At 71.8% G+C, this 25,637-nt stretch carries 26 protein-coding genes and 1 pseudogene; 18 read left to right on the top strand and 9 right to left on the bottom strand.

The genetic code is table 11. The features are described from left to right. The first annotated feature begins 30 nt into the window (after positions 1–30). The 5 genes from AB0M39_RS33640 to AB0M39_RS33620 all read left to right on the top strand — a co-directional run bounded on the left by AB0M39_RS33640 (position 31) and on the right by AB0M39_RS33620 (position 4,891). A complete protein-coding gene (locus tag AB0M39_RS33640) occupies positions 31–915 on the top strand; it encodes an MHYT domain-containing protein (RefSeq protein WP_365370522.1) in 885 nt (294 codons plus the stop codon). A 52-nt stretch (positions 916–967) separates the two neighbouring features. Further along, on the top strand, positions 968–3,763 hold the full coding sequence (locus AB0M39_RS33635; protein ID WP_365370520.1) for an ATP-binding protein: 2,796 nt from the start codon (positions 968–970) through the stop codon (positions 3,761–3,763). After that, positions 3,760–4,188, top strand: a complete 429-nt coding sequence (locus AB0M39_RS33630) for a roadblock/LC7 domain-containing protein (protein ID WP_365370518.1) — start codon at positions 3,760–3,762, stop codon at positions 4,186–4,188. Before AB0M39_RS33635 ends, AB0M39_RS33630 begins: the two co-directional genes overlap by 4 nt. A gap of 5 nt (positions 4,189–4,193) precedes the next feature. Beyond that, the gene (locus AB0M39_RS33625; RefSeq protein WP_365370516.1) at positions 4,194–4,586 is read left to right on the top strand and encodes a DUF742 domain-containing protein; all 393 of its coding nucleotides are present in this window, start codon (positions 4,194–4,196) and stop codon (positions 4,584–4,586) included. Positions 4,587–4,648: 62 nt separating this feature from the next. Further along, positions 4,649–4,891, top strand: coding sequence for a hypothetical protein (locus AB0M39_RS33620; protein ID WP_365370514.1), 243 nt, complete (start codon positions 4,649–4,651; stop codon positions 4,889–4,891). Here the strand turns inward: AB0M39_RS33620 and AB0M39_RS33615 are convergent. Further along, positions 4,884–5,471 carry a GNAT family N-acetyltransferase gene (locus AB0M39_RS33615; protein WP_365370512.1) on the bottom strand — a complete coding sequence of 196 codons (588 nt, stop codon included), beginning with the start codon at positions 5,469–5,471 and terminating at the stop codon, positions 4,884–4,886. The two genes, AB0M39_RS33620 and AB0M39_RS33615, sit on opposite strands and share 8 nt — an antisense overlap. Before the next feature lie 347 nt (positions 5,472–5,818). On the opposite strand from AB0M39_RS33615, the gene AB0M39_RS33610 reads away from it, so the two are divergent. The 3 genes from AB0M39_RS33610 to AB0M39_RS33600 all read left to right on the top strand — a co-directional run bounded on the left by AB0M39_RS33610 (position 5,819) and on the right by AB0M39_RS33600 (position 8,250). Continuing rightward, the gene (locus AB0M39_RS33610) at positions 5,819–6,424 is read left to right on the top strand and encodes an ATP/GTP-binding protein (protein ID WP_365370510.1); all 606 of its coding nucleotides are present in this window, start codon (positions 5,819–5,821) and stop codon (positions 6,422–6,424) included. 83 nt (positions 6,425–6,507) lie between these two features. Beyond that, positions 6,508–6,912 (top strand): roadblock/LC7 domain-containing protein, encoded by a 405-nt coding sequence (locus AB0M39_RS33605; RefSeq protein WP_365370508.1) that lies wholly within the window; start codon positions 6,508–6,510, stop codon positions 6,910–6,912. Between the two features lie 309 nt (positions 6,913–7,221). Then, positions 7,222–8,250, top strand: coding sequence for a DUF6397 family protein (locus tag AB0M39_RS33600; protein WP_365370506.1), 1,029 nt, complete (start codon positions 7,222–7,224; stop codon positions 8,248–8,250). A 12-nt stretch (positions 8,251–8,262) separates the two neighbouring features. Here AB0M39_RS33600 and AB0M39_RS33595 read toward each other — a convergent pair whose 3' ends face one another. Continuing rightward, the gene (locus tag AB0M39_RS33595; RefSeq protein WP_365370504.1) at positions 8,263–8,775 is read right to left on the bottom strand and encodes a hypothetical protein; all 513 of its coding nucleotides are present in this window, start codon (positions 8,773–8,775) and stop codon (positions 8,263–8,265) included. Positions 8,776–9,125: 350 nt separating this feature from the next. Here AB0M39_RS33595 and AB0M39_RS33590 point away from each other — a divergent pair, with 350 nt between their 5' ends. The 4 genes from AB0M39_RS33590 to AB0M39_RS33575 all read left to right on the top strand — a co-directional run bounded on the left by AB0M39_RS33590 (position 9,126) and on the right by AB0M39_RS33575 (position 13,385). Continuing rightward, positions 9,126–9,632, top strand: coding sequence for a response regulator (locus AB0M39_RS33590; RefSeq protein WP_365370502.1), 507 nt, complete (start codon positions 9,126–9,128; stop codon positions 9,630–9,632). A gap of 312 nt (positions 9,633–9,944) precedes the next feature. Continuing rightward, a complete protein-coding gene (tdh, locus tag AB0M39_RS33585) occupies positions 9,945–10,973 on the top strand; it encodes an L-threonine 3-dehydrogenase (protein ID WP_365370500.1) in 1,029 nt (342 codons plus the stop codon). Positions 10,974–11,274: 301 nt separating this feature from the next. After that, on the top strand, positions 11,275–12,474 hold the full coding sequence (locus tag AB0M39_RS33580; RefSeq protein ID WP_365370498.1) for a glycine C-acetyltransferase: 1,200 nt from the start codon (positions 11,275–11,277) through the stop codon (positions 12,472–12,474). Next, a complete protein-coding gene (locus tag AB0M39_RS33575) occupies positions 12,471–13,385 on the top strand; it encodes a LysR substrate-binding domain-containing protein (protein WP_365370496.1) in 915 nt (304 codons plus the stop codon). Before AB0M39_RS33580 ends, AB0M39_RS33575 begins: the two co-directional genes overlap by 4 nt. Positions 13,386–13,504: 119 nt before the next feature. On the opposite strand, the gene AB0M39_RS33570 is transcribed toward AB0M39_RS33575, so the two are convergent. After that, positions 13,505–14,434 (bottom strand): DMT family transporter, encoded by a 930-nt coding sequence (locus tag AB0M39_RS33570; RefSeq protein ID WP_365370494.1) that lies wholly within the window; start codon positions 14,432–14,434, stop codon positions 13,505–13,507. A gap of 131 nt (positions 14,435–14,565) precedes the next feature. Here AB0M39_RS33570 and AB0M39_RS33565 point away from each other — a divergent pair, with 131 nt between their 5' ends. Continuing rightward, positions 14,566–15,468, top strand: coding sequence for a LysR family transcriptional regulator (locus AB0M39_RS33565; protein WP_365370492.1), 903 nt, complete (start codon positions 14,566–14,568; stop codon positions 15,466–15,468). A 37-nt stretch (positions 15,469–15,505) separates the two neighbouring features. Here the strand turns inward: AB0M39_RS33565 and AB0M39_RS33560 are convergent. After that, positions 15,506–15,616, bottom strand: a pseudogene (locus AB0M39_RS33560) (RICIN domain-containing protein); the annotation flags it as partial. Between the two features lie 130 nt (positions 15,617–15,746). On the opposite strand from AB0M39_RS33560, the gene AB0M39_RS33555 reads away from it, so the two are divergent. Continuing rightward, entirely contained in the window at positions 15,747–16,181 is a 435-nt protein-coding gene (locus AB0M39_RS33555; protein WP_365370490.1) for a heme-binding protein, read from the top strand. Between the two features lie 132 nt (positions 16,182–16,313). On the opposite strand, the gene secD is transcribed toward AB0M39_RS33555, so the two are convergent. After that, positions 16,314–18,773 carry a protein translocase subunit SecD gene (secD, locus tag AB0M39_RS33550; protein ID WP_365370488.1) on the bottom strand — a complete coding sequence of 820 codons (2,460 nt, stop codon included), beginning with the start codon at positions 18,771–18,773 and terminating at the stop codon, positions 16,314–16,316. A 117-nt stretch (positions 18,774–18,890) separates the two neighbouring features. Then, a complete protein-coding gene (locus AB0M39_RS33545; RefSeq protein ID WP_365370486.1) occupies positions 18,891–19,289 on the bottom strand; it encodes a hypothetical protein in 399 nt (132 codons plus the stop codon). Between the two features lie 309 nt (positions 19,290–19,598). On the opposite strand from AB0M39_RS33545, the gene AB0M39_RS33540 reads away from it, so the two are divergent. The 4 genes from AB0M39_RS33540 (at position 19,599) to AB0M39_RS33525 (ending at position 22,941) form a co-directional block, all read left to right on the top strand. Further along, positions 19,599–20,366, top strand: coding sequence for an ABC transporter substrate-binding protein (locus tag AB0M39_RS33540; protein ID WP_365370536.1), 768 nt, complete (start codon positions 19,599–19,601; stop codon positions 20,364–20,366). Continuing rightward, entirely contained in the window at positions 20,363–21,163 is an 801-nt protein-coding gene (locus tag AB0M39_RS33535) for an amino acid ABC transporter permease (RefSeq protein ID WP_365370484.1), read from the top strand. The genes AB0M39_RS33540 and AB0M39_RS33535 overlap by 4 nt, the downstream gene beginning before the upstream one ends. An 11-nt stretch (positions 21,164–21,174) precedes the next feature. Further along, positions 21,175–22,038, top strand: a complete 864-nt coding sequence (locus tag AB0M39_RS33530; RefSeq protein ID WP_365370482.1) for an amino acid ABC transporter ATP-binding protein — start codon at positions 21,175–21,177, stop codon at positions 22,036–22,038. A 255-nt stretch (positions 22,039–22,293) separates the two neighbouring features. Next, positions 22,294–22,941, top strand: coding sequence for a dihydrofolate reductase family protein (locus tag AB0M39_RS33525; protein ID WP_365370534.1), 648 nt, complete (start codon positions 22,294–22,296; stop codon positions 22,939–22,941). A gap of 66 nt (positions 22,942–23,007) precedes the next feature. Here AB0M39_RS33525 and AB0M39_RS33520 read toward each other — a convergent pair whose 3' ends face one another. From AB0M39_RS33520 to AB0M39_RS33510, 3 genes are all read right to left on the bottom strand, one after another. Beyond that, positions 23,008–23,397, bottom strand: a complete 390-nt coding sequence (locus tag AB0M39_RS33520; protein WP_365370480.1) for a VOC family protein — start codon at positions 23,395–23,397, stop codon at positions 23,008–23,010. Positions 23,398–23,524: 127 nt separating this feature from the next. Next, on the bottom strand, positions 23,525–23,941 hold the full coding sequence (locus AB0M39_RS33515) for a VOC family protein (protein ID WP_365370478.1): 417 nt from the start codon (positions 23,939–23,941) through the stop codon (positions 23,525–23,527). 187 nt (positions 23,942–24,128) lie between these two features. Then, positions 24,129–25,046: a S1 family peptidase gene (locus tag AB0M39_RS33510; protein ID WP_365370476.1), complete on the bottom strand. Its 918-nt coding sequence runs from the start codon at positions 25,044–25,046 to the stop codon at positions 24,129–24,131. Positions 25,047–25,637: the final 591 nt, after the last annotated feature.

Below are 25,637 nucleotides of genomic sequence, written 5' to 3'. Positions count from 1 at the left end.
CGCCCCCCACGGGTCTACCGTCCCTAGGCCATGGGACATCTGGACCACACCGCCTTCGGTTTGCTGACTCCCGTGCTGTCGTACGCGATGGCCGTCATCGGCGCCGCCCTCGGGCTGCGCTGCACCGTCCGCGCTCTCGACGCCAGCGGTCGCGCCCGCCGCAACTGGCTGATCACCGCGGCGTCCGCGATCGGAACCGGCATCTGGACCATGCACTTCGTCGCGATGCTCGGCTTCTCCGTGCGCGGCGCCGACATCCACTACAACGTGCCGCTGACCGTCCTCAGCCTGCTGGTGGCCATGCTGGTCGTCGGCGCCGGGGTCTTCTGCGTCGGCTATGGACGCGACCGGGTCCGGGCGCTGCTGATCGGAGGGCTCTCCACCGGGCTCGGCGTGGCCAGCATGCACTACCTCGGCATGGCAGCCCTGCGGCTGCACGGCTCCGTCTCCTACGACCCCCTGTTCGTCGCCCTCTCCGTCGTCATCGCCGTCGTCGCCGCGACGGTCGCCCTGTGGGCGGCGCTCAACATCAAGTCGCCCGTCGCGGTCGCCATAGCGTCACTGGTGATGGGAGCGGCGGTCAGCAGCATGCACTACACCGGGATGCTCGCGGTGAGCGTCCAGATCGCCCCGGCACACGGTGAGCTGCCCGGGGCCACGGCTATGCAGTTCGTCTTCCCCCTCGCCGTCGGCCTCGGGTCGTACCTCTTCGTCACCTCCGCGTTCGTCGCGCTCTCGCCGACCGAGAGCGAACGCGCCGCGTACGACTCGGCCGAGCAGGCCGCCGACGCGGCGGCGGCGGACTCCCCGAGCGCCGCCGTCGGCGCGAGCGGCGGCGACGGGACCGCGTTCGTCGCCGAGCCCGGCAGGCCGGCGCCGGCCAGGCCCACTGCCCGCGATGCCACCACCGCCTGACCTGACCGGCGACGGCGCCGCACCCCAGACCCGCATCCGGAACGAGGAGGCTATGCGCACATCCCGCAAGACCCCGGGCGCCGACCCCACGCCCCAGCCGCCGCCCCCGCCCGCTTCTGCGGCGAGCGCCCGAGGACGCCGTGCGCACGCAGGCCCGCCCGCCGTCGAGCACACCGGCCACGAACCCCGGGCCGAAGCCCTGCAGGAAGCCGCACGCGCCGAGGCGAAACGGAGGGAGGCGGCCCGAGCGAAGGCGCCCGTCCGCGGACGAGGACGGCTCGGCCCCAGGACCGTACGCGCGAAGATCATCTGCCTGCTGATGGTGCCCGTCGTCTCCCTGCTCGCGCTATGGGGCTTCGCCACCGTCACCACCGCCCAGGACGTGGCACGGCTGCGCTCGCTGGACCGTGTCGACGTCCAGGTCCGCGAGCCCGTCGTGGCAGCCATAGCGGCTCTGCAGGCCGAACGGCGCGCGGCGGTACGCCAGGTGGCGTCCCCCTCCGACGAGCGCGCCGCCGCACTCCAGGACGAGGCCAGACGAACCGATTCGGCGATCGCACGGCTGTGGCTCGACGGCGACCACATAGTCGGCACGGGCGGCGACATACCGAAAGGCGTGGCGGGACGGCTCGAGGAGTTCGTCGCCGGCGCCGAGTCGCTGAGCGCGCTGCGCACCGCCGTCCTCGACCGCACGGCGCCCTGGAACGAGGTGTACGCGCGGTACACCGCCGCCATAACCGCCGCCTTCGGCGTCTCCGGAGCCCTCGCGGGGATGCAGGACCCAGGGCCTGGCTCCGACGCCCGCGTCCTGCTGGAGCTCGCCCGAGCCGGCGAGATGCTCGCGCGGGAGGACGCGCTGCTCACCTCGGCGCACCTGACGGCCACCCTGGAGCCGGAGCGCCAGCGCCTGTTCACCGGCGCCGTCTCGACCCGGCGGAGCCTCGTCGAGTCCGCCGCCGCCGACCTGCGCGGCAGAGAAGCGGCCGCCTGGCGCGAACTCGCCGCACAGAGCGGCTACCGACGACTCCAGGCGGCGGAGGACCAGGTGCTCGCCGCCCCCGCGGGCCGTCGGGCGGCCGAAGCCGTCCCGGCCGCTGCCTGGGACGGAGCCCACGCGTCCGTGCGCGACGGGCTGCGCGCCATCGAGACAGGCGCCCGCGAGGCCGCTGCGGATCGGACCGACCCGCTCACCGGCTCACTCCTCACCGGCGCCGGAGCCGCCGTTCTGCTCGGACTCGCCGCCGTCGCCGCCTCCCTGGTCATCTCCGTACGCATCGGCCGTGGCCTGGTCGTCGAGCTGACCGGCCTGCGCAACAGCGCACTGGAGATCGCCGGGCGGAAGCTGCCGCACGCCATGCGCCGACTGCGCACTGGCGAGCAGATCGACATCCAGGCCGAAGCCCCCAAAGGGCCGCCGGCGGAGGACGAGATCGGCCAGGTCGGCGAGGCGCTGGGAACCGTCCACCGGGCCGCGCTCAGCGCCGCCGTCGAACGCGCCGAACTCGCCGACGGCATCTCCGGCGTGTTCGTCAATCTCGCACGCCGAAGCCAGATCCTGGTCCACCGCCAGCTCACCCTGCTCGACACGATGGAGCGCCGCGCCGACGACCCGAACGAACTCGGAGACCTCTTCCGGCTCGACCACCTCACCACCCGTATGCGCCGCCACGCCGAGAGCCTGATCATCCTGTCGGGGGCCGCCGCCGGGCGCGGCTGGCGCATGCCCGTCCCGCTGACCAACGTCGTGCGCGCCGCCGTCTCCGAAATCGAGGACTACGCGCGCGTGGAGGTACGGCAGCTCCCCGAGACGGCCATAGTGGGCGCTGCAGTCGCCGACGTGACCCATCTGCTGGCCGAACTCATCGAGAACGCGGCCCAGTTCTCACCTCCTCACACCAAGGTGCGCATCAACGGCGAACCCGTGGGCAACGGCTACGCCCTGGAGATCGAGGACCGGGGCCTGGGCATGGGCAAGGAAGCCCTCGTCGAGGCCAACCGCAGGATCGAGGAGGCGGAGGCGCTCGACCTGTTCGACAGCGACCGGCTCGGACTGTTCGTCGTCAGCCGGCTCGCCGCCCGTCACACGATCAAGGTCCAGCTGCGCACGTCGCCCTATGGCGGCACGACTGCCGTGATCCTCCTGCCGACCTCGCTGCTGCAGAGCGCCCTCGACGCCGGAGCGTCGGCCCCCTCCTCGAACGGAGGCTTCGGACCGGGCGAACAGCAGCCGACGTCCCAGCGCCCCGAACGCCCCTCCCATGCGCACGACATGCGCGTCGGCCCCCCGGCTGCCCGCCGTGTGCTCGAAGCGCCGACGGCGGGGGAGCACCCAGGCCAGCAGGCCCGCGAGCACCCCGGCCGACGGGACGACGACCGTGCCAGGCCGCACATCGGCGAGCGAGCCGCACCGGTCGGGCAGGCCGGGAGCCACGACGGAGACAGCGCCGGGCGAGGATACGACGGAGAGCGCGCCGGCCACCGCTCCGCTCAGCAGCCGCTTCGCGCGCAGCCGCCGGGGCCGGATCGCCAGCCTCCGCCAGGAGTCGCCACGCTGCGGCTGCGAGGCGCGCCGCCGATGCAGCCCGAGGACGGCGAACTGCCCCGCCGCGTCAGGCAGACCCACCTCGTCCCGCAGTTGCGCGAGGCGCCCTCGACCGGGCAGGGGGACGAGGACGTGACGGGCGCGGAGGACTCCTTCGAGCTCACCCCGGAACAGGCACGGGACCGCATGACGGCATTCCGCGACGGCTGGGCCAGGGGCGGCGGCGCCGCACCCGGCAGCGCCCGGAGCACAACGGCTGGCGCAGGCAGCGAAGCCGCCCCAGGCTGCGAAGGAGACGAAGCATGACCGAGTACATGTCAGCGCCGGCCCGCGATCCCTTCGGCGGCGGCGACCTCGACTGGCTGCTGGACGACCTCGTCCTGCGGGTCGTCGAGGTCCGCCACGCGGTCGTGCTGTCCAACGACGGCTTGGCGGTGGGCGCCTCCACCGGCCTGACCCGCGAGGACGCCGAGCACCTGGCCGCCGTCGCCTCGGGCTTCCACAGCCTCGCCAAAGGCGCCGGTCGGCACTTCCACGCCGGGGGCGTACGCCAGACGCTGGTCGAGATGGACGACGGCTTCCTGTTCGTCGCAGCCGCCGGCGACGGCTCCTGCCTCGCCGTCCTCACCTTCGTCGTCGCCGACATCGGTCTGATCGCCTATGAGATGGCCCGTCTCGTCAAGCGCGTCGGGGAACACCTGGGCACCCCTCCCCGCGTCATCGCCACGTGATCGCCATGGCCGACGTGACCGGCAGTCAGTGGTACGACGCCGAGGCCGGCCCGCTGGTCCGCCCGTACGCCATGACCGGCGGGCGGACCAAGCCGGGTCCCAGCAATGTGCGGTTCGACCTCATCGCGCTCGTCGTCGTGGACCGCGACGCGCCCGGCTCGGCGGAGGAGTCCCTTCTGGGCCCCGAACACCGCGCGCTGCTCGCCCTCTGCCGATCCGAGACCCAGTCGGTCGCCGAACTCGCCGCCGACGCCGACCTGCCCGTCGGCGTCGTGCGCGTCCTGCTCGGCGATCTCCTGGAAGCCGGCTACGTCAAGGTCAGCAGGCCCGTTCCGGCCGCACAACTGCCCGACGAAAGGATCCTCCGAGAGGTGATCGAGGGATTGAGAGCTCTATAGCGTGAGAAACTACGATCTGTGCCCCGTGAGGGGATGCGCGACATAACAGGGGGTCGGTCTCGGTGTTCGCCGTACTGAGTCTGCTGCTGATCGCCACGCTCGTGGTGACGGGCCTCACGGCGATCACTACGGGACGTCTGCTCGTTCCATGGCTGCGACGAACCGTCGCGCGCCCCAGGATGTGGGGAACGGGCGCGCTGCTGCTGGCCGTCGGCCTCGCGAAGCACGACGGCCCGTTCCTCATCCTCGCCGGTTTCGTCCTGGTGATCCTGGCGCAGCTGCTCAGGCCGTCGGCTCTCAGATGAGACCGGTCCGCCCGGACTCGCGCAGCTCCCAGTCGGCCCTGGTCAGGGCGTACTCGACCTCGCCGAACTCGGAGCCCTCGATGGCGTCCGGCCAGTCCTGGAAGTAGGTCCGGACGTGGATCAGCCCGGACTTCTCCATCACCCGTCGCGAACGGCCGTTGACGGCCATGGTGTCGGCGGTCACCCGCTCCACTCCCAGCTCCGTGAACCCCTTGCGGATCAGGGCGAGGCACCCTTCCGTGGCCAGGCCCCGGCCCCAGGCCGTCCTGCCCAGCCGGTAGCCGAGCTCCACCTCCGCCGAGCTGTCCTCCCGCAGCGGCCGGAACTCGAACCAGCCCAGGAAGTCCCCGGTCCCCCGGTCCTCGGCTGCCCAGAACCCCCGGGAGTCGATGCACGGGTGCTCGTGGAGCAGCCGCGGCAGGCTCGTGGACCGGAGCGCCTCCCGTGTCGTCGGCTTGCCTCCGTTGAGGAACTGCATGACCTCGGGGTCGCTGTCCAGCGCGTACAGACGCTCCACGTCTGCCTCGCTGTCGGCGAAGGCGCGAAGCCGCAGACGGTCGGTCTCCAGGAGGACTGTCATGCCCTGATCTTCCCCTCTTGTCTGCGCGTCGGCCGCAGCGGGCAACGAGTATCCACTCGTCTATCCGATCGCCCTTCGCATCTGTGTCGGACTGTGCACTGAAATGAGCATCGATTGGACCAGTAACAGTCACATGGATCTAAATGCGATCCCTTCCCTCGGGGCGGGTCCGCAGTTGCCATGCTGGCTGCACCATTCGCTGACCCCGAGCCTCAAAGACCGTCCCTGACCTGCACATTCCTCGGGAAGGCCAGGAACTGCCACGTACGAAGCACGATCACCAGGCACGCGCACTGGACGCACCAACGGGCACGCACCAAGAGGCTCACTCTGGAGAGAAGTGACCCATGGCTTCCGAGAGCTCCGACAGCACCGGTGGGGACACCACCGCGCTCGCGCTGAAGATCCTCGTCGCCGGCGGCTTCGGCGTCGGCAAGACGACCCTCGTCGGCTCCGTGAGCGAGATACGTCCGCTGCGCACCGAGGAATCCCTCAGTCAGGCAGGCGCGGCTGTCGACGACACCGACGGAGTCGACCAGAAGACCACCACGACCGTCGCCATGGACTTCGGCCGCATCACCATCCGCTCAGGCCTCTCCCTCTACCTCTTCGGCACCCCTGGACAGGACCGCTTCTGGTTCCTGTGGGACGAGCTCTCCCAAGGCGCGCTCGGAGCCGTCGTCCTCGCCGACACCCGACGGCTCGTGGACTGCTTCCCGGCCGTCGACTACTTCGAGCACCGCAAGATCCCGTTCGTCGTCGCCGTCAACTGCTTCTCCGGAAGCCGCACCTTCGGCGCCCACGAGGTCTCGCGCGCCCTCGACCTCGAACGGGGAACGCCCGTCGTGCTCTGCGACGCCCGCGACAAGGACTCCGGAAAGGAAGTGCTCGTACGCCTCGTCGAGTACGCCGGACGCGTGCACACGGCCCGGCTCCTCGACTCGGTCAGCTAGCCGCACCTTGCCCTGTCGTCCCCTGTACGAAAGGCTTACGGCAAACGGGGCCACGGGGAACGTACAAGCGGGGAGGACCAACCATGCCGTTGGACAAGGGACTTGACTGGCTGCTGGACGACCTGACCAAGCGTATCGAGCACATACGTCACGCTCTGGTGCTGTCCAACGACGGCCTGGTGACGGGAGCGAGCACGGGCCTGGCGCGCGAGGACGCGGAACACCTCGCCGCAGTCTCCTCGGGTCTGCACTCCCTGGCCCGGGGCTCAGGCCGTCACTTCCGCGCGGGCAAGGCACGCCAGACGATGGTCGAGTTCGACGAAGCGCTGCTCTTCGTCACGGCGGCCGGCGAGGGAAGCTGTCTATGCGTGCTGAGCGCGGCCGAGGCGGACGTCGGGCAGGTGGCGTACGAGATGACGCTGATGGTCAACCGGGTGGGCGAGCACCTGGGCGTGGCCGCCAGGCAGCCGGGGGACAGTCAGTTCTGACCTGAGCGAATGTGACCGAACGGGCCGGTCCGGCCCGGTCCGTGGAGTTATCCACAGGCCGGGCGGGACGTGGCGGGATCGGGCTACGGTCGTCACCGAGAGTATTCACGCCTCACGGGGGAGACCGGCATGACATTCACGTCTGGGACCACGACCGCGCCTGCGACCAGGCCTGGTGACACGGCTGTGTCTGCGGCCGCGACCACTTCTGCAGACACGGCCGTGACGACGTCTGGTGACACGGCCACGACGACGTCTGCGACAGCAGCCACGAGAGCGGTGCGGGGCCTTGCGCCCGGTCGCGCGGCTATGGCGCTGGAGCTGAAGCGGGGCGAGTTGGACCTCGCCGTCCAGTTGGGGCACATCAGGACCGTGCCCGATGCCGGCGGCGGACCGCCGAGGGTCGACCAGCAGGAGATCGACAGGCTGCGTGCGGCGGAAGGCTTCCCGGACAGCCTGCGCGAGCGGGTGCGGACCGTGGGGACGGTCGAGGGCGCGCGGCTCATCGACATCAGCCCCTCGCGCTTCACCCGCCTCGCCCGCACAGGGCACTTCACGCCCATCCGTTTCTACCTCAACCGCTATCGAGCCGTCGTCTGGCTCTATTTGGCGGAGGAGGTCAGCGGCTTCGCCGCCGCGCACGCAGACCTGCTCACGGGCAGGACGCCCGCCGCGCTGCGGACAGTCCTGGACGCGGGCGAGGACCGGCGCGCTCGCAACTGGAGGAGCAGGCGACTTGGGCTGCTGCTGCGCCGGAGCGAGGACCCCTGGCAGCGCGCCGCCGCCATCTCCTGCGTGCTCGACCCGCTCACGGTGGCGGAGGTGGCGCCCGACCCCTATGAGCGGTCGCATCTGCGCGTGCTCCGGCCCGAACTGGTCCCCGGCCGCCCGGAGTCGCCGGCCGCCAGCGAGGTCGTGGAGCGGCTGATCCTGGCGGATCATCCGGACGAGATCCTCTGGCATCGCGTGAGTTTGGCCGACGCGCTGAGGGAAGCCCGCGCGCTCCGGCCCGCGCCCAGGCCCGAGCCGAAGACCGGCAGTACGGCGCACGGCTCCCCGGCGGAGGGACGCACGCATGCTCGCAGCCCGTACGCGTTCAGGGAGCCCGCCGCCCTTCGGCCGCAGGAGTCGGCGGAGGCATCTATGGCAGGGCGGGCCGAGCGGTCGTCGATCGAGGCATCCGGGCACGATCGACTCGCGCTCGCCAGGCCCGCCCCGCTCAGGCCCGCGCGGCGGACCCGGATCGGCCTGCTGACACGGCTGCGCCTGAGAAGGGCTGACCGACGGCCAGCTGCCGCGAGGTCGCTGTCGCACCAGGCGCGCACCGTCGGAGGATGACCAGGCGGGAGCTTATGAGGGGACCCCCGGGGCTTTCTGGCCGACCGTCAGGGTGGCCGGCCAGATGGTGAGGGTCTGGCCGTCGAGGGACAGGTACCGGTCCGGGTGGGCGGCGCGGATGGATCCGATGTCCTGAGAGTCGAACTGGCCGGTGAGCAGCATGAGTCCGCCCTCGTGCGGCACGGCGGCCCAGGCGCCGGCGGGCCAGACGGTGATGACGTCGTCGTCGCGGGTCACCTGACGGGCCGGCAGCACCGTGCGTACCAGTTCGAGGTCCTCGTCGCCGAAGTCGCCGACGAGACGGACGAGCGAGCCGTGCCGGCTGATGGCGCGGGCGCGGGTGGGCCAGGGGCCTCGCGGTCGGGCGGAGGGGGCGGGGCCGTCGTGGCCGGCCGCGTCGTGCCCGGCGCTCGGAGAGTGCGACTGCGAGCCATCCGGAAGCGCTGCGTGCTCCCCTCGACAGGCCTTCCGCAGCGGGTTCGCACCTGCACTGCTACAGCTGCCATGGCCTCGTGTCTCAGGCATGGAGGTCCCCCATTGTCTGCCTCTGGACGGAAGAGTTGCGCGCCAGCGCGCTGGCAATGCGGAAACCGTAGAGCTTTGCGTTTGCAACATCAAGGGGGTTCTGGTGCTCATGGTGCAACGGATGCGGCGACAGAGCGCGCGGTCGGGTGGAGGCGGCCGCGCGGGTGCTCCCTCGCGCCGGGTGCTTCGCGCCGCCGCAGGCTCCATACTTCCCCTACGGCCGAAGTCCCGGGCGAGTGACGGGACTTGGCGGACGGACTGTCGCGGCGCCGCGTGCGGCGTACGCTGATGTCGCCGACTGTCGAGGGAGGCACGATGCGGACGCGGGTTGTGCCTTGAAAATCCTTGTCGTGGACGACCGCGAGGACAACCTCTTCGCGATTGAGAGCCTGTTGCGCCCTGTGGGGCGGCCGGTGGTACGCGCGCGCAGCGGGGACGAGGCGCTCAAGACCGTGCTGCGCGGCGGGATCGCGGTGGTCATACTCGACGTCGTGATGCCCCGGATGGACGGTCTGGAGGTCCTCGCCTATCTCAAGCGGCTGGACCACACCCGGAGTCTGCCCGTCGTGCTGATGACCGGCCTGGGGCGCGACGACGATCTGGCCGCCCGCGCGTACGACCTCGGCGTCTCCGACTTCCTGGTCAAGCCGGTGGACCCGTGGGTGGTGCGTACGAAGGTCAGAGCGCTCGCCGAGATGTACATCGAGAACCAGGGGCTGCGCGAGCGGCTCAGCGCGCTGTCCGAGGCGCGCCCGGACCTTGCGGCGGGCCGCGTGTCCAGGCTCGGCGAAGCGCGGGTGCCGCGCCAGTCGGGCGGGGCGCCGGGCCATGCCCGCAGCGCGCGGCGGATCGACTGAGCCGGGTGCGTCCGCGGGTGCCCCGAAAACCCCCGGCGCCGAGGGGCTCGTCCTCGGCACGGGGCGGTACCCCAGAGGTCCCAGGAGTCCCATGGGCCACCGCTCCCGGGGCCTCAGGAGCCCCTTGATCACGTGTATGAAGCTCCGCTGTTGCCCCGCTTAAGAAAACCTCGATGGACTCATGAGTCCCTTCTGGGCAGATTGGTGCGGGTCCACCGACCGGATCTGTCACAGTGGTCGCGGCTGCCCCAGTCGTTCACAGTTGTCTCAGCGTCCCTGGTCAGCCCTGCCCCCACGCCTGGAGCGGTCGAGATGAAGGCACTTGTCAAGCAGCACGCAGAGCCCGGGCTGTGGCTCACGGACGTCCCGGAGCCGGAGACAGGCCCCGGCGACGTGCTGATCAAGGTGCTGCGCACCGGCATCTGCGGCACCGACCTGCACATCAGGTCCTGGGACGGCTGGGCCCAGCAGGCGGTCACCACGCCCCGGATCCTCGGCCATGAGTTCGTCGGCGAGGTCGCCGCCGTCGGCGCGGACGTCCAGGACATCGCGGTCGGCGACATCGTCAGCGGCGAGGGCCACCTGGTGTGCGGCAAGTGCCGCAACTGTCTCGCCGGCCGCCGCCACCTCTGCCGCAGCACCGTCGGCCTGGGCGTGGGACGCGACGGCGCCTTCGCGGAGTACGTCGCGCTGCCCGCGTCCAATGTGTGGGTGCACCGCACTCAGGTCGACCTGGACATCGCCGCGATCTTCGACCCCTTCGGCAACGCCGTGCACACCGCTCTCTCCTTCCCGCTCGTCGGCGAGGACGTGCTGATCACCGGCGCAGGCCCGATCGGGATCATGGCCGCGGCCGTCGCCCGCCACGCCGGCGCGCGCAATGTCGTGATCACCGATGTGAGCGAGTCCCGGCTGCAGATCGCCCGCAAGGCCGGCGCGACCCTCGCCCTGAACGTCGCCAAGAGCGACATCGCCGAGGCGCAGCGCCAGCTGGGGCTGAAGGAGGGCTTCGACATCGGCCTGGAGATGTCCGGCCGCCCCGAGGCCATGCGCGACATGGTCGACAACATGACCCACGGCGGACGCATCGCGATGCTGGGTCTGCCCTCCCAGGAGTTCGCCGTCGACTGGTCGAAGATCGTCACGTCGATGATCACGATCAAGGGCATCTACGGCCGCGAGATGTTCGAGACGTGGTACGCGATGACCGTCCTGCTCGAGGGCGGCCTCGACCTCAGCCCGGTGATCACGGGCTCGTACGGGTACCAGGACTTCGACGCCGCCTTCGACGAGGCGGCGACCGCCCGCAGCGGCAAGATCATCCTCGACTGGACCGCCTGACCGCCTGACCGCCTGACCGCCTGACCGCCGAACCGACTGATCTCCCGACCGTCTGACCGTCTGCCCCCTGAGCTGCTCCGATCCGTCTGACCGCCCCGATCCGTCTGATCCGCCCGGCCCGTCCGGCCGACGCAGGGCCCAAGCGCCACGGGCCTCGCCAGAAGCCGGACAGAGGCCAGGCCCGAGGCCAGGCCCACCGGGACGGAGGGACGGACGGCGGGGCCGCCCGACCGGCCCGAGCCTGTGGGCCGAGACGACCACCGGACCGTTCCGCACACTCTTCCTTCGCAAGGAGCCCTTCATGTACGCGTCCGTCCGCGACGAGCTGCGCGCCACCCTCGACGAGATCCGCGCCGCGGGCCTCTTCAAGCCCGAGCGGGTCATCGGCACCCCGCAGAGCGCCTCCGTCGCCGTCACGGCCGGCGGCGCCCCCGGAGACGTGCTCAACTTCTGCGCCAACAACTACCTCGGCCTCGCCGACCACCCCGAGGTCGTCGCGGCCGCGAAGGACGCGCTGGACCGCTGGGGCTACGGCATGGCATCCGTGCGCTTCATCTGCGGCACCCAGGACGTCCACAAGGAGCTCGAGGCGCGTCTGTCGGCCTTCCTCGGCCAGGAGGACACGATCCTCTACTCCTCCTGCTTCGACGCCAACGGCGGCGTCTTCGAGACCCTCCTCGGCCCCGAGGACGCGGTCATCTCCGACGCCCTGAACCACGCCTCCATCATCGACGGCATCCGCCTGTCCAAGGCCCGCCGCCACCGCTACGCCAACCGGGACCTCGCCGACCTCGAGCAGCAGCTCAAGGAGGCCGTCGAGGGCGGCGCCCGCCGCCGTCTGATCGTCACCGACGGCGTCTTCTCCATGGACGGCTACGTCGCCCCGCTGCGGGAGATCTGCGACCTCGCCGACCGCTACGACGCCATGGTCATGGTCGACGACTCGCACGCCGTCGGCTTCGTCGGCCCCGGCGGCCGCGGCACCCCCGAGCTGCACGGCGTGATGGACCGCGTCGACATCATCACCGGCACCCTCGGCAAGGCCCTGGGCGGCGCGTCCGGCGGCTATGTCGCGGCCCGCGCGGAGATCGTCGCCCTGCTGCGCCAGCGCTCCCGCCCGTACCTCTTCTCGAACTCGCTCGCCCCCGTGATCGCCGCCGCCTCGCTCAAGGTCCTGGACCTGCTGGAGTCGGCCGGCGACCTGCGCGAGAAGCTCGCCGCGAACACCGCGCTCTTCCGTACCAAGATGACCGAGGCCGGCTTCGAGATCCTGCCCGGCGACCACGCGATCGCGCCCGTCATGATCGGCGACGCCGCGGAGGCCGGCAAGATGGCCGACCTGCTGCTGGAGCGCGGGGTGTACGTGATCGGCTTCTCGTACCCCGTCGTCCCGCTGGGCAAGGCCCGCATCCGCGTCCAGCTCTCGGCGGCGCACTCCACCGAGGACGTGGAGCGGGCGGTGGCGGCCTTCGTCGACGCACGAGCGACAATGGCCGGGTGATCGACCCCCGGCGGCTGCGCATCCTGCGGGCCGTGGCGGACCACCGGACGGTGACCGCCGCGGCCTCCGCGCTGTACCTGACCCCCTCTGCCGTCTCCCAGCAGCTCAACGCGCTCGAGCAGGAGACCGGCCACGCTCTGCTGATCCGCAGCGGGAAGGGGGTCCGGCTGACGGCCGCCGGGGAGATACTCCTCGCCCACACCCATGCCGTCCTCGCCCAGCTGGAGCGGGCCGAGGCGGAGCTGGCGGCCTACGCGGGCGGCGCGTCGGGCGAGGTCAGCGTCGCCGCCTTCGCGACCGGGATCGCCGAGGTCGTCGCCCCCGCCACGGTGCGCCTCGCCGTGGAGCACCCCGACATCCGGCTGCGCGTACGGGACGCCGAGGGCGACGAGAGCCTGCCCCTCGTCCTGGACGGCGAGGCGGATCTGGCCGTCGCGGTCGAGTACCGGGGCGCGCCGCGCGAGGACGACATCCGGCTGGCGCGTGTGCCGCTGTACGCGGAGCCGTTCGACGCCGTGCTGCACACCGGCCACCCGCTCGTGCGGAGCGAGCGCGTCGAGCTCGCCGAGCTCAGGGCCGACGACTGGATCGGCCCGTACCCCGGCAACCCCTGCCACGACATGGTGCTGCTCGCCTGCGAGCTGGCCGGGTTCCAGCCGCGCCTGGTGCACTCCTCCGACGACTTCCGCGCGGTCGTCGCCCTGGCGGGCGCGGGCGCGGGCGTCGCCCTCGTACCCCGTTCGGCCCTGCGCGGGATGGAGCTGAAGGACGCGGTCGTACGCCCCGTGGCGGGGCCGGCCGCGACGCGCAGGGTGTTCGCCGCCGTACGCCGCGGAGCCGAGACGCATCCGCTGATCCGGCCGGTGCTCGACGCGCTGGCCGATTCCGCGGCCGGGATCTCCCCGCACTGATCGGACGCCAGTCCGCAGCCGACGCCACAACCGACGCCGACGCCCTAGCCGACGCCACAGCCGACGTAGCCGCCGAGGCCGCACCCGATCCCGGCCGGGCCGCCTCGACCTGCCGCGCGTCACCCCTTCGAAGACGCGACCACCGCGTCCCCGACCGGCGCCCCTGTCGCCGCCCGCGCGCCCCCGGCCGCCGGCTTCGGCGCGCCCTTGCGCCACTGGGTCATCCCCACTCCCGCGAGCACGATCGCCATCCCGGCGACGATCCGCACGGTGACCTCCTCGTCCAGCACGATCGCCCCCAGCGTGATGGAGACGACCGGCAGCAGATAGCCGACGGCGGCGGCGTTCGTCGGCCCCTCGTCCGCGATGAGCCGGTAGTTGAGCGCGAAGGTGAACCCGGTTCCGAAGATCCCCAGGACGACCACCGCGATCACCCCGACCGGCTGGACGTCCGCGGACTCCACGCCGCCCGCGGGCAGGGCCAGCATGCTCAAACCGGTGGCGGTGAGCAGCTGGGACGCCGAGAGGGCCATGGGCGCGGCGCCTCTGCCGGTGAGTTTCCTGGCCATGTACGCGAAGGCGACGGCGTAGCTCGCCGCCGCCGCCACGATGGCGAGCGCGCCCCAGCTGGCGAGTCCTGCCTGCTGCCAGGGAGCGAAGATCAGCAGCGTGCCCGTGAAGCCGAGGAGCAGACCGCCCAGACGCACGGGGTGGATCGAGCGCTCCGTGCCGACGGCGATGCCGATCAGCAGGGACCACAGGGGAGTCGTCGCGTTCAGCACCCCGGCCACTCCCGAGTCCACGCTCTGCTGGCCGACGCTGAAGAGGGCGAACGGCAGCACGTTGCAGAAGAACGCGGCCACGATCAGACGGCCCCATGTCGCGCGGTCCCGGGGGAGGCGCTGCCCGGCCGAGAGGCAGAGCCCGACCAGTACGAGCGCGCCGAGCGCGCAGCGCGTGACGGTGATCAGAACGGGCGACAGGCCGTTGTCGAGGGCCAGTTCGATCCAGAGGAAGCCCGAGCCCCACAGCAGGGCGAGCACGCCCATACGCACCAACGTTCCACGACCGCCGCTCACCACGTTCTGCCTCCCTCGCCAACCGTCTCGACGACCACCGTGCCGCAGTTGACTTGGTATGACTAGTGAAAAGTGGTGCAGGTACCGTTAACCTCTGCTACATGCTCGATGTGCGCAGAATGCAGGTCCTCAGGGCGGTGGTCACCAGCGGCTCGGTCACCGCGGCGGCGGCGAACCTCGGCTACACGCCGTCCGCCGTCAGCCAGCAGGTGGCGGCCCTGGAGAAGCAGGCCGGGACGGCGCTGCTGGAACGGGTCGGACGGGGAGTGCAGCCCACCGCGGCCGGGCGGCTGCTCACCGAGCACGCCGCCGTCATCAGCAAGAACCTCGCGGAGGCGGAGACGGCCCTGGCCGATCTGCGAGAGGGGCGCACGGGACGGCTCTCCGTCCGCTACTTCGCCACGGCCGGCGCGACCCTCGTCGCGCCCGCCGTGGCCCGGCTGCGCCGTGAACACCCCGGCGTCCAGGTCGACCTGAGGCTGATCGACCCCGACGACCCCCTGCCGGAGGTGCGCAAGGGCCGGGCGGACCTCGCCGTCGTGGTCCAGCGCCGAGACCAACGGCAGGACCGGCCGCGCGAAGAGATCCGCCTGGTGCACCTGCTCGACGACCCGTACCGCGCGGTGCTCCCCAAGGGCCACCGGCTCGCCGCGCAGCGCGTGCTCGACCTCGCCGACCTCGCCGACGAGCCCTGGGTCGGCAACGAGTGGCCCGAGGGCCCCTGCCACCAGATCGTGCTCGACGCCTGCGCCTCCGCCGGCTTCACCCCCGACTTCGTCGTCGAGAGCGAGGACTACGCCACGGCTCAGGGCTTCGTCGCCGCAGGCCTCGGCATCAGCCTGATGCCGGCCATCGGGCTGGGCAACCGCCACCCCTCCATCGTGGTGCGCAAGGTCCGCAACCCCGAGCCGAACAGAGGGATCTACGCGGCCGTCCGCGAGACCTCGCTGCCGCAGCCCGCGCTGCGCAGCCTGCTCGACGCGCTCAAGGAAGCGGCGGCCTAGCCCCTTCCGTCGCCGAAGCGTCTTTTCATCGGCCGGTTGCCGTCCGCTTCTGGTTGGCCGCTCCCGTGCAGGTCCAGATCTGCAGCCGGGTTCCGTTGGCCGAGCTGTTGCCGGTGGCGTCGAGGCACTTGCCGGCCTGGGGGTCGACGCAGCTGTACGGGCGTGAGGGGCGTGGAAGGGGGAAGGTAGTCGTCGTTTGCAAGTAAAAGCGTCTGCAATTATTGTGGACGCTTGTAATCGTCGCCCGGTGCCGCCCGGACCGAAGCAAGGAGCCCCCCATGACCACCGCCCCCGCCCCCGCCCTCGCCCCGCTGACCATCCAGGACGCGGAAGCGCTCGTGGACTCCGCCCGCCGCGCCGCCGAGGCGGCCGGAGCGACCGTCGCCGTCACCGTCCTCGACGCGGGCGGCCACCTGCTGGCGTTCCGCCGGGACGACCGGGCCGTGCTCATCGCCGGCGAGACCAGCACCCGCAAGGCCTACACCGCTCTCCAGCTCGACGCCCCGACCGCCGACCTGGTCGACGCCGTCCAGCCCGGCGGCCTCTTCCACACTCTGCCCACCGCGCTCGACAGGCCGCTGCTCTTCATCGCCGGCGGCGTCCCCGTCCACCGGGACGGCCGTCTCGTCGGCGCGATCGGCGTGGGCGGCGGGGCGCCGGACCAGGACCACGCGTTCGCGACGGCGGCCGTGGAGGCCCTGGCCCGCGCGTGACACCGAGCCGGGATACGGCGACGGCCGAGTCCGCCGTAACAGCGCGCACCCGGCCGTCGTCGTCCTCGTACCAGCGGCCCGCGACGACCGTCGTACGACTCCTACTCCACCGCTCTGCTACGTCGTCGTCTCCTACACCACCGCGCCCGAACCCTCTCGGGTCTTCGACCGGGTGCGAGCGATCTCCGGACGCTGCGGCTCCGGGTGGCGGGCCTGGAGGATCACAGCCAGCGGCATCGCCGTGAAGACCGTCGACGCCATGCCCACGACGACCCCCGCCAGCAAGGCGATCGAGAAGTCGGCGAGCGAGTCGCCGCCCAGCACGGCCAGCGCCGCCAGCACGAACAGCGCGCCCATCCCCGTGTTCACCGTCCGCGGCAGCGTCTGCGCGACGGCCAGATCCGCCAGCTCCGGCCAGGGCGCCTTCCGGCGCGCGCCCCGCAGCTCCCGCAGCCGGTCGAGCACGACGACGGTGTCGTTGACGGAGTACCCGACGACCGTCAGCAGCGCGGCGAGGAAGACGCTGTCCACCGGCTTGCCCAGCCAGGCGAACAGGCCGATCACCAGAACGACGTCCTGGGCCATCGCCGCGACCGCCGCCGTCGCGAAGGTCCAGCGGAACCGGACCGTGAGATAGAGGAGTTGAGCGGCGACGGCCACGCCCAGCGCGATCAGGGCGTGCGTGCGCAGCTCGCTGCCGAGGCTCGGGCCGATCAGCTCGTCGCGCTCCACAGCGACCTTCCCCGCGACCTCGCCCAGGCTCGCGCGAATGCGCTCCTGCTGGTCGTTGGTCAGCTCGCCCGTCCGCACGGTGACGCCCTTCTCGCCCGTCGTCTGGACCACGGCCCGCGGGAAGCCCGCGTCGGCGACCGCCTCGCGCGCCGCGTCGGCGTCCACCGGCCGCTCGGCGGCGTACTGCACCACCCGGCCTCCGGTGAACTCCACGCCGAACTCCACTCCCCGCACCCCGATCCCGCCGATCGCGAGCAGCAGCAGTCCGCCGCAGATCCCGAGCCAGCGCCGCCGGTGCCGCATGAGCTGCGGCCTGCGGCGCTCCAGACGGGTCCGCAGCCGGCCCACCGTGGCCAGCCCGGTCCACGCGGGACGCCGACGCACCGCGCCGAGCCGCACCGCCCACTCCGCGAGCAGCCGGGTGATGACCATCGCCGAGACCATGGAGGCGAGGACGCCGATGGCGAGCGTCACGCCGAAGCCCTTCACCGGGCCGGTCGCGAAGACGAACAGCAGCCCGGCGGCGAGCAGCGTGGTGACGTTCGAGTCGGCGACCGCGCTCCACGCCTTGGCGAATCCGGTCCGCAGCGGACGCCGCAGATCCGGCGCGCCCTTCAGTCGCCGACGGCGCGCCTCCGGCGACCCCTCCGCCAGCGCCCCTGCGTCCGGTGCCCCCTTCGCCTGCGGGCGCAGCGCGTCCGGAGCCCCCTCCGCCAGAGTCCGTGCGTCCGGAGACCCCTCCCTCTGTGGCCGCCGCGCATCCGGCGAGCCCCACGCCGATCGCGCGTACTCCTCCCTGGCCCGCTCGAAGACCAGCACGTTCGCGTCCACCGCGATGCCGATCGCGAGGACGAATCCGGCCAGCCCCGGCAGCGTCAGCGTCGCCCCGAGCGCGACCACGGCGGCGTAGGAGATCAGTCCGTACAGCGCGAGCGCGAGCGTCGCCAGCGCCCCGAGCAGCCGGTACACGACGACGATGAACACCCCGGTGCACACCAGCCCGATCACCGCGGCCTGCGCGCTGGCCCTGATCGCGTCGGCGCCCAGGCTCGGTCCTACCGTGCTCTGCTCGACGGCCGTCACCGGGACCGGCAGGGCGCCGCCCTTGACCAGCGCCGCGAGCTCGCGCGCCTCCTCCGCAGCGAACCCGCCGCTGATCTGCGCCGAACCGCCGGCGATGCCCGCCTTGCAGGCCACCGACTGCTGCATGCCGGGCGCGGAGACGATCCGGCCGTCCAGGACGATCGCCACCCGGCGGGCCGGATCCGCGGGCTCCGCGCACGCGGCGTCCCCGGTCACCCGGGCCCACTGCTTCGCGGCGTCGCCGTGGAAGGAGAGGTCGACGCCCCAGCCCCGCCCGCTCTGGGCGTCGAGCGCCGCGTCGGCGTCCTTGACGCCCTCGCCGGTCAGCGCGGGCGGGCCCAGCCGCAGAAAACGGCCCGGCGCGTCGGGATCCGCCAGGACCCGCGAGCCGTCCGCCGCCGGGCGGCTGCCAGGCCCGCTCGCCGCGCCGAGCACGGGATGGAAGGTGAGCTGCGCGGTACGGCCGATGGCCTCGGCGGCCTTGCGCGGGTCCTGGACGCCGGGCAGCTCGACGACGATGCGCTTCTCCCCGGAGCGGGCGAGCGACGGCTCGGCGACGCCGAGCGCGTCGACGCGCTGGCGCAGCACCTCCATCGCACGGTCGGCGGCGGCAGAGTCGGCGCGGACGGTGGGGGAGTCCTGGGCCTCCAGAACGATTCGGGTGCCGCCCCGCAGATCAAGTCCGAGGCGGGCAGGGGTGGTCAGGGCGAAGAACAGGGACACGGCGAGGACGGCGAGCGCGATCAGCGCACGCCAGACCGTGGCACGACAAGACATGAGAGCTCCACGGAGAGCGCGCAGGCGCGGGGCGCCTGCGGACACAGGGACGTAAGGGCAGCAGGGCGCGGGCCGCACCGGCCGGTCGGCCAGGGCGCGGCGAGGCGCCGGGAGACGTCAGCTGTGCTGTGTGGAGGGCGGTGCGCGGGTGTGACGGGGGTCGTACGCGTCGCAGGGCGGCGCCCGCTCCTGGCGCGGCTGCGCAGCATCGCCGCCGTGCACGGGCCACGGGGCGCGGGGCGGCACCGGGCCGGGCAGCGCGGGGAGCTCGGTCGGCGGGCTCACGGCGCCGTCGGTGGCGACGATCTGAGCGGCGGCCGTGGCACGCCGTACCTCGGTCCGCGGCTGCGCGGAGCGCTGCGGAGCGTCGACGCGGACGGAAGCGCTGGGCGCGGTGGCGACGGAGGCGCCGGCGGCGGCCGGCGCGGCGCCGACGAGGACGAGGAAGGTGGCCCACACGCCGAACAGCACCGACGGCAGGGCCGCCGAGAGCAGGAGCCGTACGCGCTGACGCACCAGACTCCCCCCGTTCGCCGCCCCGCCCCGACACCTCCAGCGCGGCCCACACTAGGCGACCCTCGCGCAGGGCGCCCCGGCGGGCGCGTTGCGGGCGCGTTTCTGCCCGTGGACAGGTCTGTTTCTCCTGGTGGACAGCTCCGTCACGCCAGGACCACACTGGCTTACGATCTCGACGGACGGCGGCGACGTGCCGCTCGTCCGCCTCGTACCCCATGGAGGTCAACCGTGTTCTGGACGGCCAGCGGACCCCGGTCCCACCGCACTGGCATCCGCGCCCGCGCCACCGCCGGCGCCGTGGCAGCCGGAATGTTCCTCGCCGTCGGTTGCTCCTCCGGCGACGAAGGGCCCGGCGAGGCCGCGGGCGGCGTGCCCGTGGTCGAGAAGGGCAAGCTGACCACCTGCACCCACCTGCCCTATCCGCCGTTCCAGGTCGAGCAGGACGGCAAGGTCGTCGGCTTCGACGTGGCCCTGGTCGACCTGGTGGCGAAGAACCTCAAGGTCGAGCAGAAGATCCTGGACACCCCGTTCGAGAACTTCAAGACCGGCGCCTTCCTCAACTCCGGCGAGTGCGACTTGGCCGCCGCCGGCATGACCATCACGGACGACCGGAAGAAGAACGTCGACTTCTCCGTCCCGTACTTCGACGCCACCCAGGCGCTTCTGGCGACCAAGAAGAGCGGCGTGAAGACGCTGGCGGACGTCAAGGCGCAGAAGAAGAAGCTGGGCGCGCAGGCGGAGACCACCGGCGAGAGCTACGCGAAGTCGCAGGGCTTCGACCCGGTCGCCTTCGAGAGCTCCGACGCCGTCCTCAACGGTCTGCGCACCGGCCAGGTCGACGCCGTCGTCATCGACTACCCGGTCGTCCAGGGCTGGCTCAAGGACAAGGCCAACGCCGCCGAGTTCGTGCTCGGCGAGAACATCGAGACCGGCGAGCAGTACGGCTTCTCGGTGAAGAAGGGCAACGACAAGCTGCGCGCCGCGATCGACAAGGCGATCAAGGACGCGCGCGCCGACGGCACGTACGACAAGCTGTACAAGCAGTGGATCGGCCCGCTGCCCAAGGCCGGCTCGTGACTTCTCGGCTGACCAAGCGGCAGCGGCGGCGGGTCTCGCAGGGCGTTCAGTACGCGCTGTTCGCCGCCGTGCTGGTCCTGATCGGCGTCTCCGCCGACTGGGGCAGGCTGCAGACCCAGTTCGCGCAGAAGGACCTCGCCCAAGAGCTCTTCCCGGACATCATCACCATCGCGCTGCGCAACACCGTGGTGTACACCCTGTCCGGGTTCCTCTTCGGCCTGGTCCTGGGCCTGATCGTCGCGCTGATGCGGCTGTCGTCGGTCGCCCCCTACCGCTGGGTGGCGAGCGTCTACATCGAGATCTTCCGCGGTCTGCCCGCCCTGCTGATCTTCATCTTCGTCGGCGTCGCGGTTCCGCTCGCCTTCCCGGGCACGGAGATCCCCGGCGGCACCTACGGCAAGGTCGCGCTCGGCCTCGGCCTGGTCGCCGCGGCCTATATGGCCGAGACCATCAGGGCCGGCATCCAGGCCGTGCCCAAGGGGCAGATGGAGGCCGCTCGCTCGCTGGGCTTCTCGCACGCCCGGGCGATGGTGTCGGTGATCATCCCGCAGGCGTTCCGGATCGTCATCCCGCCGCTCACCAACGAACTGGTGCTGCTGTTCAAGGACTCCTCGCTGGTGCTGTTCCTCGGGGTCACCCTCGACGAGCGCGAGCTGACCAAGTTCGGCAGGGATCTGGCCAGCCAGACCGCCAACTCCACCCCCATCCTCGTCGCCGGGCTCTGCTATCTGCTCGTGACGGTGCCGCTGAGCTTCGTCGTGCGCCGTCTCGAAGCCCGCGCGGACAAGGCGAAGTGAGGACGGACGAGATGCCACGCAAGACGCGGACTGCGGACGAGACAGGCGCCGCGGCGCACGGACCGGAGATCGAGATCCGGGGGCTGCACAAGTCCTTCGGCGACAACGAGGTGCTGCGCGGCATCGACTTGGAGATCGCCAGGGGCGAGGTGGTCTGCGTCATCGGCCCCTCCGGCTCGGGCAAGTCGACCCTGCTGCGCTGTGTGAACCTGCTGGAGGAGCCCACCGAAGGGCAGGTCTACGTCGGCGGCACCGAGGTCACCGACCTGGACGTCGACATCGACGCCGTGCGCCGCCGGATCGGCATGGTCTTCCAGCAGTTCAACCTCTTCCCCCATGTGAGCGTGACCGAGAACCTGACCCTGCCCCAGCGCCGTGTGCTGCGCCGGGGCAAGGCCGAGGCGGCGGCCGTCGCCGGGGAGAACCTGGCCCGGGTGGGGCTGTCCGAGAAGGCGGACGCCTACCCCGCGCAGCTCTCCGGCGGGCAGCAGCAGCGGGTGGCCATCGCCCGGGCGCTGTCCATGGGTCCCGAGGTGATGCTCTTCGACGAGCCGACCTCCGCGCTCGACCCCGAACTGGTCGGCGAAGTGCTCGCGGTGATGCGGCAGCTGGCCGCCGAGGGCATGACGATGATGGTCGTCACCCATGAGATGAGCTTCGCCCGGGAGGTCGCCGACCGGGTCGTGTTCATGGACGGCGGAGTGATCGTCGAGCAGGGCCCGGCGGCCCAGGTGGTCGGCGACCCCCAGCACGAGCGGACCCGCGACTTCCTCAACCGCATCCTGGATCCGGCCGCGGCCGAGACTCCGGGCACGGAGTCGGGCACGGACCCCGGCACGGGGGCGGACGCGACGCCGGGCAAGGGCACGGCGTAGGACGGCGGCCCGGGCGCGCGTGCAGTGCCGCGCCCGGCTGCGGTCCGACCGTCCGGCGAGGCAAATTGCAGTCGCCCGCTGACGGACTCCGGGCGGTCGCGCGGCCCCGCTCCCAGGACGAGCCTGCCGGTGATCCGACGTCTGTGCTGTAGGCGCTCGTGCCTCGCTTCTCCAGGGCATGGCGGCCGCTACCTTCGCCTCATGACCGAGCTGGTCCGACGAAGCTCGACCAGCCGAGGGAAGGGAACGCCGACCATGTCGCTCGCCCGCGTCCAGCACGTCTCCGTCTCGCTCGACGGCTTCGCCACCGGCGAAGGCCTGAGTCTCGAGGCGCCGTTCGGCCACGCCGGCGAACGGCTGCACGAATGGGTGTTCGCCACCCGGTGGGGCCGCGCGATGCTGCGCCAGCCCGGCGGCACGAGCGGCGTCGACGACGCGCTCCTGCGGCTGTTCGCTCCCGGGATCGGCGCCGAGATCATGGGCGCCGGAAAGTTCGGCTACCCCGGATGGCACGACGAGCCGGAGTGGAAGGGCTGGTGGGGTCCCAACCCGCCGTTCCACACACCGGTCTTCGTCCTCACCCATCGCCCGCGCCCGTCGATCGAGATGGAGGGCGGCACGACGTTCCACTTCATCGACGCTTCGCCTGCCGAGGCGCTCGCGACGGCCCGCGAGGCCGCGGGCGGCCAGGACGTACGCCTCGGCGGGGGTCCCACCATGATCCGCGACTTCCTCGCTGCCGGGCTCGTCGACCATATGCACATCGTGGTGGTCCCGATCCTGCTCGGCCGAGGCGTACGCCTGTGGGACGGGCTGGAGGGCCTCGAGAAGGACTACGAGGTCGAGACCGTCTCCACGCCCAGCGGAGTCACCCATGTGACGTTCTCCCGCGCCGGTCTGTGAACCGCCTGACGAGCACCCGGGGCGCGGGAGTCAGGCGTCGCGGTCTACGCGGTGTGCGGCCTGCGGTTACGGGCGGCGGTCCGCGAGGACGCAGAACTCGTTCCCCTCTGGGTCGGCAAGCGTGACCCAGCTGTCCTCGTCTCCCTGGCCGACGTCGGCGTGCCGAGCACCGAGGTCGAGCAGGCGACGGACCTCTTCGTCCTGCTCCCGGTCGGTCGGGTTGACGTCGATGTGGAGCCTGTTCTTGACGGTCTTGCCTTCGGGTACCTGCGCGAACGTCAGCGTCGGCGGCACTGGGCCGCGGTGGTTCTTGCCCTCGGGCACCAGAGGCGAGCCGATGACGACGATTCCGTCGTCGTCGGCTTGCACCTCGTAGCCAAGGACCGAGCACCAGAACAGGGCGAGACCGCGGGGATCGGCACAGTCGATCGCCAGCTCGGTGAACTTGCTCGTCATGTCAGGAACTTCCCGTCGCGTAGCCGTGGCCTGCCAGGCGTCCTCCCGCCAGGCGCCCTCCCCACCACACATCGTCGGCCTTCACGACCACAAGGGGTCGTCAAGGCCGACGTCACGACGTGCGAGGTCACGCCGCCGGGGGCGGTTCGTGCAGGCCGAACGGCGAGCCCTGGTCGTCGTGGCAGAACTTGAAGCGGCCGAACGCGGCGGCCGTCTCGTCGTCGTCGCCGACCTCGAAGTCGTCGACCGTGCCGCCCAGCTCGCGGACGCGCTCGAGCGCGCTCTTCAGGTTCGCTACCCGGAAGAATACGTACGGGCCGGCGCCGGGGTCGCCGCCGTGCACTCCGCCGGGGACGTTGGGCGTCTGGACGGCGAACCCGCCGCCCCCGCTCGGCCCGGGTTCGAAGGCCCAGTCGAAGAGACCGCCGTAGAAGACACGGGCCTTCTCGGCGTCGCCGACGCCCAGCTCGAAGAAGGAGATCTCACCGGCCATCGAGGGCTCCCACCGTGCGTACGAGAGGTCGCTGCTGTCTGTCGTCTCCACCGTACGGCGGGCTCCGCGCGCCCGCACCCGGCGCGGCGGCCCGCCCCTGGGGGCGGGCCGCCGGCCTGACGAGCGCGTCGAGCGTCGCCCGGAACGAGATCAGAGGTCGATCAGGGGTCGATCAGACGTGGATCAGAGATAGACCAGAGATCGGTGAGAGGCGGATACGGGGTGGATGCCCGGCGGATCAGAAGACGCTCACGCCGTAGACGCTGAGCGCCTCGGTCACGGGCTGGAAGAACGTGGTGCCGCCGGAGGAGCAGTTGCCGCTGCCCCCGGAGGTGAGGCCCAGCGCGGTGCTCCCGGAGAAGAGGGCGCCTCCGCTGTCGCCGGGCTCGGCGCAGACATTGGTCTGGATCAGGCCGTAGACGATGTCCCCGCCGCCGTAGTTGACGGTCGCGTTGAGGCCGGTGACGGTGCCGCCGTGGAGGCCGGTGGTGGAGCCGCTGCGCTGGACGGACTGGCCGACCGAGGCGTTGCCCGCGCCGGTGATGTCGCGGTACGAGCCGTTGTAGAGGTAGACCCTGCCGTCCGCGGCCGAGGCGTTGGCGTGGCGGATGATGCCGTAGTCGTTCGTCGGGAAGCTCGATCCCGCGGTGGAGCCCAGCACGGTGGTGTTGGCGGAGTTGGTGTACCAGGTGCTGCCGATCTCGGTGCAGTGGCCCGCGGTCAGGGCGTAGTACGTGCTCCCGCTGCGGACGTTGAAGCCGAGCGAGCAGCGTCCGCCGCCCGCGTAGATGGCCTGTCCGCCCGCGATGAGCTTGTTGAACGTGCCGTTGGTGCGCTCGATCTCCAGGGCGCCGGCGCGTGCGCCCGCAGCCTTCTTGATCTTGGCGATCTCGGCGGTGGAGACGGTGGAGTCCGCGGTGACGACGAGCTTGCCCGTCGCCTTGTCCGTGTACCAGGCGGTGCCGGGCACATCGGCCTTGAGCACGGCGTCGCCTGCCTCGGCGAGCTGGGCTGTGGTGGCCCGCGCGCCGGCGCCCGTCTCGGCGACGGCGGTGGGCGCGGCAAGCGCGGAGGCGGTCAGGAGTGCCGACGCGACGGCGATGAGCCGTGCGCGTCTCGAGACGCCGCCGAGGGGGGAGAAGCGCTTGATGTTCACTACATCCTCCGTGGGGGATCCGGGGCCCGCTGGGTGGACGGGCCCGTCAGCGCGCGGCTCGTTCGGGACCGCGAGCCGGGCGGTTCGCCGTCTCGGTCATGGTCCTGACAAGCCGTGCGGTAGGAATCCTGGGCTCCGGGTCCAGGGGCCGGCAAGATCGCCTTTCGGCCGCTCTACGCGCGTCCAGTCGCCGTATGTCCCGGGCGGGTCAGGGGAGTTGGCGCGCTCGCTTCGCGTTCCGCTTTCCTGGCGCGGCCGACGGGCTTCCAGTGGAGGAGTGCAAGGGTTTGCTGGTGCGTTGCGAGGTGACTTCCGCGTCAGGAGTGACGAAGTGTCACTTCCGGTGCGCGCGGTGCGGAGAAGTGGAATCCCCTTCGCCGTTTTGGCTGTTCAGGGTTGAACGAAACAGCCCGAGGGGAGCTGTGCGCGCAACAGGGCAGGGTTCGAGCGGACGCGCGCTCCGCCTGCAGCGTCGAGTTGCGGCGATGGCGCTCGCACACACGCCCGCCGGCGCCGCGCTCGTCGATGGGCAGCCTCGGTCGCGGCGGACCTCTCTCGTGAGCGTCCGCCGCGATTCCCTCGCCTACGGCG

Origin of the sequence: Streptomyces sp. NPDC051907 (assembly GCF_040681075.1) — a bacterium.
Taxonomy (GTDB): Bacteria; Actinomycetota; Actinomycetes; order Streptomycetales; family Streptomycetaceae; genus Streptomyces.
This window is presented reverse-complemented; position numbering and strand designations above follow the sequence as displayed.

Bases quoted from the DNA above. Each gene is read 5' to 3' on its own strand.
- AB0M39_RS33640 (WP_365370522.1), top strand. From the start codon at position 31: ATGGGACATCTGGACCACACCGCCTTCGGTTTGCTGACTCCCGTGCTG.
- AB0M39_RS33635 (WP_365370520.1), top strand. From the start codon at position 968: ATGCGCACATCCCGCAAGACCCCGGGCGCCGACCCCACGCCCCAGCCG.
- AB0M39_RS33630 (WP_365370518.1), top strand. From the start codon at position 3,760: ATGACCGAGTACATGTCAGCGCCGGCCCGCGATCCCTTCGGCGGCGGC.
- AB0M39_RS33625 (WP_365370516.1), top strand. From the start codon at position 4,194: ATGGCCGACGTGACCGGCAGTCAGTGGTACGACGCCGAGGCCGGCCCG.
- AB0M39_RS33615 (WP_365370512.1), bottom strand. From the start codon at position 5,471: ATGACAGTCCTCCTGGAGACCGACCGTCTGCGGCTTCGCGCCTTCGCC.
- AB0M39_RS33610 (WP_365370510.1), top strand. From the start codon at position 5,819: ATGGCTTCCGAGAGCTCCGACAGCACCGGTGGGGACACCACCGCGCTC.
- AB0M39_RS33605 (WP_365370508.1), top strand. From the start codon at position 6,508: ATGCCGTTGGACAAGGGACTTGACTGGCTGCTGGACGACCTGACCAAG.
- AB0M39_RS33600 (WP_365370506.1), top strand. From the start codon at position 7,222: ATGGCGCTGGAGCTGAAGCGGGGCGAGTTGGACCTCGCCGTCCAGTTG.
- AB0M39_RS33595 (WP_365370504.1), bottom strand. From the start codon at position 8,775: ATGCCTGAGACACGAGGCCATGGCAGCTGTAGCAGTGCAGGTGCGAAC.
- tdh (WP_365370500.1), top strand. From the start codon at position 9,945: ATGAAGGCACTTGTCAAGCAGCACGCAGAGCCCGGGCTGTGGCTCACG.
- AB0M39_RS33580 (WP_365370498.1), top strand. From the start codon at position 11,275: ATGTACGCGTCCGTCCGCGACGAGCTGCGCGCCACCCTCGACGAGATC.
- AB0M39_RS33570 (WP_365370494.1), bottom strand. From the start codon at position 14,434: ATGGGCGTGCTCGCCCTGCTGTGGGGCTCGGGCTTCCTCTGGATCGAA.
- AB0M39_RS33565 (WP_365370492.1), top strand. From the start codon at position 14,566: ATGCTCGATGTGCGCAGAATGCAGGTCCTCAGGGCGGTGGTCACCAGC.
- AB0M39_RS33555 (WP_365370490.1), top strand. From the start codon at position 15,747: ATGACCACCGCCCCCGCCCCCGCCCTCGCCCCGCTGACCATCCAGGAC.
- secD (WP_365370488.1), bottom strand. From the start codon at position 18,773: ATGTCTTGTCGTGCCACGGTCTGGCGTGCGCTGATCGCGCTCGCCGTC.
- AB0M39_RS33540 (WP_365370536.1), top strand. From the start codon at position 19,599: ATGTTCCTCGCCGTCGGTTGCTCCTCCGGCGACGAAGGGCCCGGCGAG.
- AB0M39_RS33530 (WP_365370482.1), top strand. From the start codon at position 21,175: ATGCCACGCAAGACGCGGACTGCGGACGAGACAGGCGCCGCGGCGCAC.
- AB0M39_RS33525 (WP_365370534.1), top strand. From the start codon at position 22,294: ATGTCGCTCGCCCGCGTCCAGCACGTCTCCGTCTCGCTCGACGGCTTC.
- AB0M39_RS33520 (WP_365370480.1), bottom strand. From the start codon at position 23,397: ATGACGAGCAAGTTCACCGAGCTGGCGATCGACTGTGCCGATCCCCGC.